The sequence below is a fragment of the Micromonospora sp. S4605 genome, assembly GCF_003176715.1.
Lineage (GTDB): Bacteria > Actinomycetota > Actinomycetes > Mycobacteriales > Micromonosporaceae > Micromonospora > Micromonospora echinaurantiaca.
Map to the genome: position 1 here is coordinate 1 of NZ_QGSW01000374.1, position 8,475 is coordinate 8,475.

Below are 8,475 nucleotides of genomic sequence, written 5' to 3' on the forward strand. Positions count from 1 at the left end.
GGGTGGGGACCAGGGCCAGGGTGGGCAGCAGCAGCAGTGGCACCACCAGCAGCGCGTGCAGCGTGCCGACCCGGTCGCCGAGCATCCCGAGCAGCGGCGGCCCGGCGAGGAACGCGGTGTAGCCGATCACCGCGACCACGCTGACCCGGGCCGGTGCGCGCTCCTCGTCGTCGGCCGCCGCGCTCATCCCGACCGGGAAACCCAGCGAGGCGCCGACGCCCCAGAGCGCGACGCCGGCGATCGCCACCGGGCCCGATCCGGCCAGCACCGCCGTACCGGCGCCGAGGGCGGCGAGCAGGATGGTGGCGATCAGCACCGGCACCCGGCCCCACCGGTCCAGCGCCAGGGTGCCGACCGTACGGCCCAGCGTCATGCCGACCACGAAGACGCCGAAGACCGCCGCACCGGCCGCCTCGCTGAGGCCGTGACCGTCCACGAAGGCGACCGCCAGCCAGTCGTTGGCGCTGCCCTCGGCGAACGCCATCACCAGCACCAGCAGGCCGACCAGCAGGGTGCGCGGCTCCCGCCAGGCGGCCAGCAGGTCCCGCCGGCGGCTGGCCGGAGCGGGGGCGGCCGCGCTCTCCGTCACCGGCAGGAACGACCGGGCGGCCAGCACCGTGCCGACCAGCACCACCGCCGCCAGCGCGGCCAGGTGGGCGGCGACCGGCACACCGAGGCGGGCGGCCCCGGCGCCGAGCGCCGCGCCGGCCACCGAGCCGAGGCTCCACGCCGCGTGGAAACGCGGCATGACGGTACGCCCGAGCCGCCGTTCCACGGCCGCGCCCTCGACGTTCATCGCCACGTCGCAGGTGCCGGAGCCGTAGCCGAGCGCGAAGAGGCCGACCGCTACCCCGACCAGCGACCCGGCGAGGCTGGCCGCCGCCCCGGCCAGGGTCAGGCCGGCCGCGACGAGCAGGGTGGAGGCGGCCACCGTGCGGGCCGTGCCGAGGCGCTGGGCCACCAGGCCGGCGGTGGGCATGGCGAGCAGCGCCCCGGCGGAGAGCGCGAGCAGCAGCAGCCCGAGCCGGCCGGCGGTGAGCCCGAGCGCCTCGCGGACCGCCGGCACCCGGCCGAACCAGGTGGCGACGGCCAGACCGTTGAGGGCGAAGACCACGGCCACGCCGGTGCGGGCGGCGAGCACCGACCGGGGTACGGCCGGGGCCGGTGCGGCGGGTGGGGCGGCGGCGGGACTCACGAGGGGTTTCCTTCCGGCGGATGCACTTCCCCTTGATCGCACACCTGAGAGCGTTCTCACCACAACCCGGTCCCACCCCTTACCGTTTCCGCCCGCGGCGCGGGATGATGCGGACGGGCACCGCCGGCGGGCGGCGACAACGGGGAGGACAGCGATGACGACGGCACGCCGACCACCGACCCTCGAGGACGTCGCCGCCGCGGCCGGGGTATCCCGGGCCACCGCCTCGCGGGTGCTCGCCGGCACCGGGTACGCCGCACCGGTCACCCGGGACCGGGTCACCGCCGCCGCCGACCGGCTCGGATACGTGCCGAACCCGGCCGCCCGGGCGCTGGTCCGGGGCAGCGGGGTGCGGCTGGTGGTCGTGGTGGGGGGCGCCGACGCGACAGTCCTCGACGACCCGTACGTCGACCGGGTGGTCGGCGCGGCGGCCCGGGTCTGCACGCCGTACGGGTTGGGGGTGGCGCTGCACTGGCTGCCGACCCGCGAACCGGCCGGGCTGCGCCGGCTGGCCGAGGACCGCAGCGTGGGCGGGCTGGTCCTGGTCAACACCACCGAGGCGATGCTCGCCGCGATCCCCCGGGCGCTGCGCGGCCGGGTGGCCTCGATCGGCATCGGCTCCACCCTGGTGCCCTCGTTCGACGTGGACAACGGCGGCGGCACGGCGGCCACGGTCCGGCACCTGTACGCCACCGGGCGGCGGCGCATCGCGATGGTGACCGGTCCGCGCTGGCTGTCCTGCGCCGGCCGGTCGGTCGGGGCGTACCGGCAGGTGATGAGCGACGCGGGGCTGCCGGTGCGGCTGGTGCCGGGCGATTTCACCGCGCGCCGGGGGCGGGCGGCGGCCGGCGAGGTGCTGGCGCGCTGGCCGGACACGGACGCGATCGTCGGGATCAGCGACGCCACCGCGCTCGGGGTGATCGACCGGCTGCGCGGCGCTGGCGTCGGGGTGCCCGGGGACGTGGCCGTGACCGGCTTCGACGACATCCCGCTCGCCGCGATGACCACTCCCGCGCTGACCACGGCGACCCACCCGGTGGCGCAGATCGCCACGGCCGCGGCGACCGCCGCGCTGGCCGGCCGGCCGGCACCGCCGGAGACCGTGTTCCCGTCCCGGCTGGTTCGCCGGGCCAGCGGCTGAGCCGGTACCGGCCACGGCTGCCGGGCGAACGGCCGGCGCGGCGGCCGCGAGGTTAGCCGCCGGTCAGTGGGGTAAGCGGGCGCACGCCCGCCAGGACTGGAGAGATGATCTCGTGGCCGAACCCGCGCCGCCGCACCGGCAGCCGGAGGAGAACCCCCGGCACGGCCGGCTGACCGCGCGGCCGGCCCCGCCCACCGCGCTGGCCGCCGCCGGGCTGGCGTCGCTGACCGACCCGCACGGCGGGCAGCTGGCCATGGTGTACGCCCCGGAGCCGGTCGACGGGTCGCCGTACCGGCTGGTGCTGCTCCTGCACGGGGCCGGCGGCTCGGCCCGGCAGGGGCTGGACCTGCTGCTCCCGCTCGCCGACGAGCACCGCCTGCTGCTGGTCGCCCCGCAGGCCGAGTCGAGCACCTGGGACCTGATCGTCGAGGGGTTCGGGCCGGACGTACGGCGGATCGACGGACTGCTGGCCACCGCCTTCGCCGGCTACCCGGTCGACCGGGTGGCGGTCGGCGGGTTCTCCGACGGCGCCTCGTACGCCCTCTCGCTGGGCCTGACCAACGGCGACCTGGTCGACGCGGTGGTGGCCTTCTCCCCCGGTTTCGCGGCGCCGCAGGTCACCCACGGGCGGCCCCGGGTGTTCGTCTCGCACGGCGCCGACGACCCGGTCCTGCCGGTCGACATGTGCAGCCGCCGCCTGGTCCCCCGGTTGCACGGCCTCGGCTACGACGTGACCTACCGCGAGTTCGCCGGCGCCCACGAGGTGCCCGCCGACACCCGCGGTGAGGCCGTCGCCTGGCTCGACGGCCGACGCTGAGGCGGTCCCCCGGGTGGCTATGATCCGGGCGTGGACGGGCTGACCGGGTTGCTGGACGGGGCCCGGGCGCGGGGCGCGTTCCTGCTCCGCTCGGTGCTGGACCCGCCGTTCGCGCTGCGGATCGAGGACCGCGCGCCGCTGACCGTGGTGGCGCTGGTGCGCGGCGCCGCCTGGGTGGTGCCGGACGACGGCGAGCCGGCCCGGCTGGGCCCCGGCGACGTGGCGGTGCTGCGCGGGCCGGACGCGTACACCGTCGCCGACGACCCGGCGACCCCGCCACAGGTGGTGATCCACCCCGGCCAGCGCTGCACCACGCTGCGCGGCGAGCCGCTGACCGCCACGCCCGGGCTGGGCGTACGCACCTGGGGCACCGGCCCGGACGGCTCGACGGTGATGTTGACCGGCACCTACCAGCTGCCCGGCGAGCTGAGCCGGCGGCTGCTCACCGCCCTGCCGGCGCTGCTGGTGGTCACCGGCGACGACTGGCGCAGCCCGCTGGTGCCGCTGCTGGCCGAGGAGATGGCCCGGGACGCGCCCGGTCAGGAGGCGGTCCTCGACCGGCTGCTCGACCTGCTGTTGATCGCCGCGCTGCGCACCTGGTTCGCCCGGCCCGGCACCGCCCCGGCCTGGTACGCCGCCGCCGGTGACCCGGTGGTCGGCCCGGCCCTGCGGCTGTTGCAGGAGGACCCTGCCCGGCCGTGGACGGTCGCCGCGCTCGCCGCCGAGGTGGGCGTCTCCCGGGCGGCGCTGGCCCGGCGCTTCACCGAGCTGGTCGGTGAGCCGCCGATGACCTTCCTCACCGGGTGGCGGCTGGCGCTCGCCGCCGACCTGCTGCGCGAACCGGACGCCACGGTCGGCGCGGTCGCCCGCCGGGTCGGTTACGGCAGCCCGTTCGCGCTCAGCGCCGCCTTCCGGCGGGTGCACGGGGTGAGCCCGAGCGAACACCGGATCGGCGCCGCGACCGGCAACTGATCCGGCCCACCCGGATCCGGCTTCCGCAGCGCGCCGGCGTCAGGCCGGACCGGTGCCCGATCCGGCTCCGCCAGCGCGCCGGCGTCAGACCGGACTGGTGGCGGCGCGCAGCAGGGTGCGTACGGCCGACGCGAGGTCGGCCCGGCTGGCCGGGCTGCCCGGCGGCGGGGCGCTCAGCGCGCCGGCACCGACGAGCCGGTCGAAGAGCAGCCCGTCGACGAACGCGACCAGTTGGTCACCTTGCCGGCGCGGGTCGGGCGCGCCGGCCCGGGCGAGCAGGTCGCGGGCCTGGACCCGCAGGCCGGTGCCGTGCTCGAGGATCGGCCGCAGCTCCGGCCGGTGCACCGCCTCCAGCAGGCAGGCGTACCGGGCCAGGGTGCGGCTGCGGCCGACGGTGAGCCAGCGGTCCAGCACCTCTGCCACGCCGGCGGCCAGCCGGTCGAGGTCGTCCGGGGTCAGCGGCGGCGCCGGCCGCGGCGGCGGCTGGTCGGTCGGCAGCCGCTGGGCGACCAGGTCGGCCCGGTCGAGGTCGGCCAACCGCTGCACGACCGCCTCGATCAGCGCCCGGCGGGTCCGCAGGTAGGCGGAGGTGGTGCCGAGCGGCACCCCGGCCCGGGCGTCGACCGCCCGGTGGGTCAGCGCCCGCATGCCACCCTCGGCGAGCAGCTCGATCGCCGCGTCGGCCAGCGACGCCACCCGTTCCGCCCGTGCCATGGCCCTCCTCGGCTCGCTTCTACGGATGTAGTATGCACTTCTACAGACGTAGAAGGAGGCGGGTGTGATGGACGCGGCGCGCGCGGTCGTGGTCGGTGGCGGGATCGGCGGCCTGGCCGCGGCACTGGCCCTGCACCGGGTCGGCTGGCAGGTCACCGTGCTGGAGCGCGCCCCCGAGCTGCGCGAGGTCGGTGCCGGGCTCACCCTGATGGCGAACGCGCTGCGCGGGCTGGACGCGCTCGGGCTCGGGCCGGTGGTCCGCGCCCGGGGGCAGCAGGCCCCCGGCGGGATCCGCACCGCGGGCGGGCGCTGGCTGTCCCGGTTGGACGCCGACGAGATGGCCCGGGTGCTGGGCACCACCGCGCTCGGCATCCACCGCGCCGACCTGCACCGGATCCTGGCCGACGCGCTGCCGGCCGCGGCGCTGCGGACCGGCGCCGAGGTGGACGACGTGGACCCGGACACCGGCGAGGTGCGCTACCGGCGGCACGGCGAGTCGGCCACGCTCCGGGCCGACCTGGTGGTCGGGGCCGACGGCCTGCACAGCGTGCTGCGCGCCCGGCTCTGGCCCGCGACCCCGGCGCCGGTCTACGCGGGCTCGACGGCCTGGCGGGCGGCGATCCCCTTCCCGGCTCCGGTGCCGGCGGCGATCAGTTGGGGACCGGCCGCCGAGTTCGGCATGGTGCCCCTCGGCGAGGGGCGGGTCTACTGGTACGGCGCGGTCACCGCCCCGCCCGGCGGGCACGCCCCGGACGAGCTGGCCGCCGTCCGAAAGCGCTTCGGCTCCTGGCACGACCCGATCCCGGCCCTGCTCGCCGCCACCCCGCCGGAGGCGGTGCTGCGCAACGACATCCTGCACCTCGGCACGCCGCTGCCGTCGTACGTGCGGGGGCGGGTCGCGCTGCTCGGCGACGCGGCGCACGCGATGACCCCGAACCTCGGGCAGGGCGCGTGCCAGGCGATCGAGGACGCGGTGACGCTCGGCGCGCTCTGCGCGGGCACCGTCGACGTGCCGGCGGCGTTGACCGCGTACGACCGGCAGCGGCGGCCACGCAGCCAGGCCGTCGCCCGGGCGGCGGCCCGGACCGGCCGGTTCGGTCAGCAGCTGCGCCACCCGGCGGCGCTCGCGCTGCGCAACGCCCTGATCCGGCTGACCCCGGCCGGCACCGCACTGCGCGGCATGGCCCGGTACGCCGACTGGCAGCCGCCGACCGCCAGCTCACCGACCGGCGCGGCCCCGGGCCGCTGACCCGTCAGCCGCCGGCGGGAGACTGCCCGCGCCGACCGTCAGCAGGTGCCTGACCGGCCCGGCCGGCAGCGGCGAGCGCGGTCAGCCGGGTGTGCTCCGGTGAGCCGAGGAACCGGGCCAGCACCTCGGCGGTGCCCGGGGTGAACGGCCGACCGTCGAGGACCTCCTCGGCCGGCAGGAACAGGATCGCCGCCCCCTCGCCGAGCACCACGTCGTCCTGCCCGGCGCAACTGCGGCAGCACGCGCCCGTCCCGATCCACCAGCAGCACAGCAGAGATCGAGATCATGCCGCAGGGTAGCCCGGGGACCGGCCGCTCGGCAGACCGGCGGCGCGGGACGCCGCCGGTCACCCGGTCAGGCGCGGGCCCGCCAGAGCGGGCTGTCCACGTAGTGGTTGTCGAACCGCTCGCCGCTGGCGCCGATCTCCGCCGGGTCGGCCTCGCCCCGGTAGACCCGTTCCAGCAGCCGGTAGTAGTCGAACCGGTCGATGCCCGGAGTGAAGACCACCAGCACGTCGGCCGCCTCGTCGCGGGCCGGCGCGAAGGCGTGCGGGGTGTGCGCGGGGACGAGCAGGAAGTCGCCCTTGCGCAGGGTACGGATCTCCTCGCCGACCAGCACGTCGAGCACCCCGTCGAGGACGAAGAACGCCTCGGCCGCGCGGGTGTGCAGATGCGGTGGCGCGCCGGGCGAACCGCGGTGCAGCGTGGCCCGGTTGGCGGTGAGCGCGCCCGCGGTGGCGCCGGCGTCGGCGAGCAGGGTGATCAGGCTGGTCGGCCCGTCGGCGAGGACGGTGGCGTCGGTGGCCTGGACGTGTACGGGTGCGGTCATGGTGGTGCCTCTCTGGACAGGGACGGTGGATCAGGACAGCGGGGCGGCGAACCGCTCCCGGGTGTTGGCGGGGGTGTCCGGGTAGCGCTGCGCCACGGCGGCGCGCAGGTCGGCGAGCGTCTGCCCGGCCAGCTCGCGCCGCCAGGCGAGGTCGGCCCGGCGCATGGCCTGTGAGACGAGGCAGACCTGGCGGTAGTCGACGTCGGCCCGGCCACCCGGGCCGGCCCGGAGGATCTGTTCGCAGCGGAACGCCTCCTCCGCGCCCTCGATCGCCACCACCACGTCCAGCACGCTGACCGCCTCCGGCGGCCGGGCCAGCCGGAACCCGCCGCGCGGGCCCGGAGTGGAGGTGACGATCCCGGCCCGCACCAGTGCCTGCAACTGCTTGTTCAGGTACGCCGTGGGCAGCCGGTAGAAGGCGGCCAGGCGGGCGGCCGACACCGCCTGGCCCGGCTCCAGCCAGGTCAGGTTGAGACAGCTGTGCAGGGCCCACTCGACGCCCTCGGACATTCGCATAATCTGGACACTACATATCCAGGATTAGTCCCGCAAGCCCGCTCTCCCACCGTCGGCCGGGTCCTCGCCGGTGCCGCGCCGGCCAGCGCCGGGCCGCCACCGGCCGGGCCCGTCGGACCGCGTCGACCGGGCCCGTCGGACCGCGTCGACCGCCTCGGCCGGCCGAGGAAATTGCCGCACGACGGCCAACCTTTCAGATTATCGATTCGGCCCGTCGCGGGCCTCAGCCGAACGTGACAACGGGCCGGTAAGATCGGCGACTTCGTTGTGACTGATCGCTGACTGCTGACCGTGATCCCGATCACACACACTGTGCGCATGATGACGGGACTCGTCCGCGGCAGAGCGCTCCGGCTCGCGGGGTGTCTCGCTCTCCTGGCCGTATTGAGCGGCTGCATGGAACTGAACATGGGGCTGGCTGTCAACGCCGACGACACGGTGAGCGGCCAGCTCCTGCTGACGGCCCGAAAGACCGTGCTCACCAGCGGGAACCGGACGGTCGAGGCCGGCTTCGCCGAGCTGCGGCAGAACATCCCGGCGCTGCCGCCCGGTGCGGAGACCCGCTACGAGGACGGCCGGGTGTTCGGTTTCCAGATCACCTATCAGAACACCCCGCTGAGCGATTTCAACAGCGAGAGCGTGAAACTGGTCCGCGACGGCGATCTCTACCGGTTCACCCTGCCGCTCGACCCGAAGAAATACGGCGGCAAAATCGCCGAACAACATCCACAGAGTCAGCAGGATTTCCTCCGGCTGATGTCGTTCGAAATTTCGGTGACCTTCCCCGGCCCGGTACGCGAGACCAACGGCACGGTCAACGGACGATCGGTCAGCTGGCAGGTCGGCAGCAACCAGAACAAGCCGGCCGAGTTGCGCGCCGTCGCCGAGGCGCCGCCCCGACCGTCCGCCGCCGCCACCGATGACGACGACGCCGGAGGCTTCCCCTGGCTGCTGGTCGTCGGCGGGGTGGTCGGCCTGCTGGTCGTCGCCGTCGTCGTCGTACTGCTGCTGCGGCGGCGCACGGCGGCGACCGCGCCCGGCGG

10 protein-coding genes are annotated in these 8,475 nt (G+C 76.2%); 5 read left to right on the forward strand and 5 right to left on the reverse strand.

What is annotated here, in order from left to right; all coding sequences use genetic code 11:
• A partial coding sequence (locus DLJ47_RS30860) for an MFS transporter (RefSeq protein ID WP_109905315.1) occupies nt 1-1,195 on the reverse strand: 1,195 nt, incomplete at its 3' end.
• A gap of 154 nt (nt 1,196-1,349) precedes the next feature.
• Between DLJ47_RS30860 and DLJ47_RS30865 the strand changes: the two genes are divergently transcribed.
• The 3 genes from DLJ47_RS30865 (at nt 1,350) to DLJ47_RS30875 (ending at nt 4,125) form a co-directional block, all read left to right on the forward strand.
• Nucleotides 1,350-2,336 carry a LacI family DNA-binding transcriptional regulator gene (locus DLJ47_RS30865; protein WP_109905305.1) on the forward strand — a complete coding sequence of 329 codons (987 nt, stop codon included), beginning with the start codon at nt 1,350-1,352 and terminating at the stop codon, nt 2,334-2,336.
• Between the two features lie 112 nt (nt 2,337-2,448).
• The gene (locus DLJ47_RS30870; RefSeq protein WP_199236076.1) at nt 2,449-3,153 is read left to right on the forward strand and encodes an alpha/beta hydrolase; all 705 of its coding nucleotides are present in this window, start codon (nt 2,449-2,451) and stop codon (nt 3,151-3,153) included.
• Between the two features lie 30 nt (nt 3,154-3,183).
• Nucleotides 3,184-4,125 (forward strand): AraC family transcriptional regulator, encoded by a 942-nt coding sequence (locus DLJ47_RS30875; protein ID WP_109905307.1) that lies wholly within the window; start codon nt 3,184-3,186, stop codon nt 4,123-4,125.
• Nucleotides 4,126-4,209: 84 nt separating this feature from the next.
• Here DLJ47_RS30875 and DLJ47_RS30880 read toward each other — a convergent pair whose 3' ends face one another.
• Nucleotides 4,210-4,839: a TetR/AcrR family transcriptional regulator gene (locus DLJ47_RS30880; protein WP_109905309.1), complete on the reverse strand. Its 630-nt coding sequence runs from the start codon at nt 4,837-4,839 to the stop codon at nt 4,210-4,212.
• Between the two features lie 67 nt (nt 4,840-4,906).
• On the opposite strand from DLJ47_RS30880, the gene DLJ47_RS30885 reads away from it, so the two are divergent.
• The gene (locus DLJ47_RS30885) at nt 4,907-6,088 is read left to right on the forward strand and encodes an FAD-dependent monooxygenase (protein WP_109905311.1); all 1,182 of its coding nucleotides are present in this window, start codon (nt 4,907-4,909) and stop codon (nt 6,086-6,088) included.
• Nucleotides 6,089-6,092: 4 nt separating this feature from the next.
• On the opposite strand, the gene DLJ47_RS37285 is transcribed toward DLJ47_RS30885, so the two are convergent.
• The 3 genes from DLJ47_RS37285 to DLJ47_RS30900 form a co-directional block, all read right to left on the reverse strand.
• Nucleotides 6,093-6,299: a hypothetical protein gene (locus tag DLJ47_RS37285; RefSeq protein WP_233258110.1), complete on the reverse strand. Its 207-nt coding sequence runs from the start codon at nt 6,297-6,299 to the stop codon at nt 6,093-6,095.
• 143 nt (nt 6,300-6,442) lie between these two features.
• Complete coding sequence (locus tag DLJ47_RS30895; protein ID WP_088994038.1) at nt 6,443-6,916, reverse strand: cupin domain-containing protein; 474 nt, start codon at nt 6,914-6,916, stop codon at nt 6,443-6,445.
• Between the two features lie 30 nt (nt 6,917-6,946).
• Nucleotides 6,947-7,426, reverse strand: a complete 480-nt coding sequence (locus DLJ47_RS30900; protein WP_199236077.1) for an RrF2 family transcriptional regulator — start codon at nt 7,424-7,426, stop codon at nt 6,947-6,949.
• Between the two features lie 402 nt (nt 7,427-7,828).
• Here DLJ47_RS30900 and DLJ47_RS30905 point away from each other — a divergent pair.
• Nucleotides 7,829-8,475: LppM family (lipo)protein (locus DLJ47_RS30905; RefSeq protein WP_199236078.1), on the forward strand; the 647-nt coding region annotated here is incomplete at its 3' end.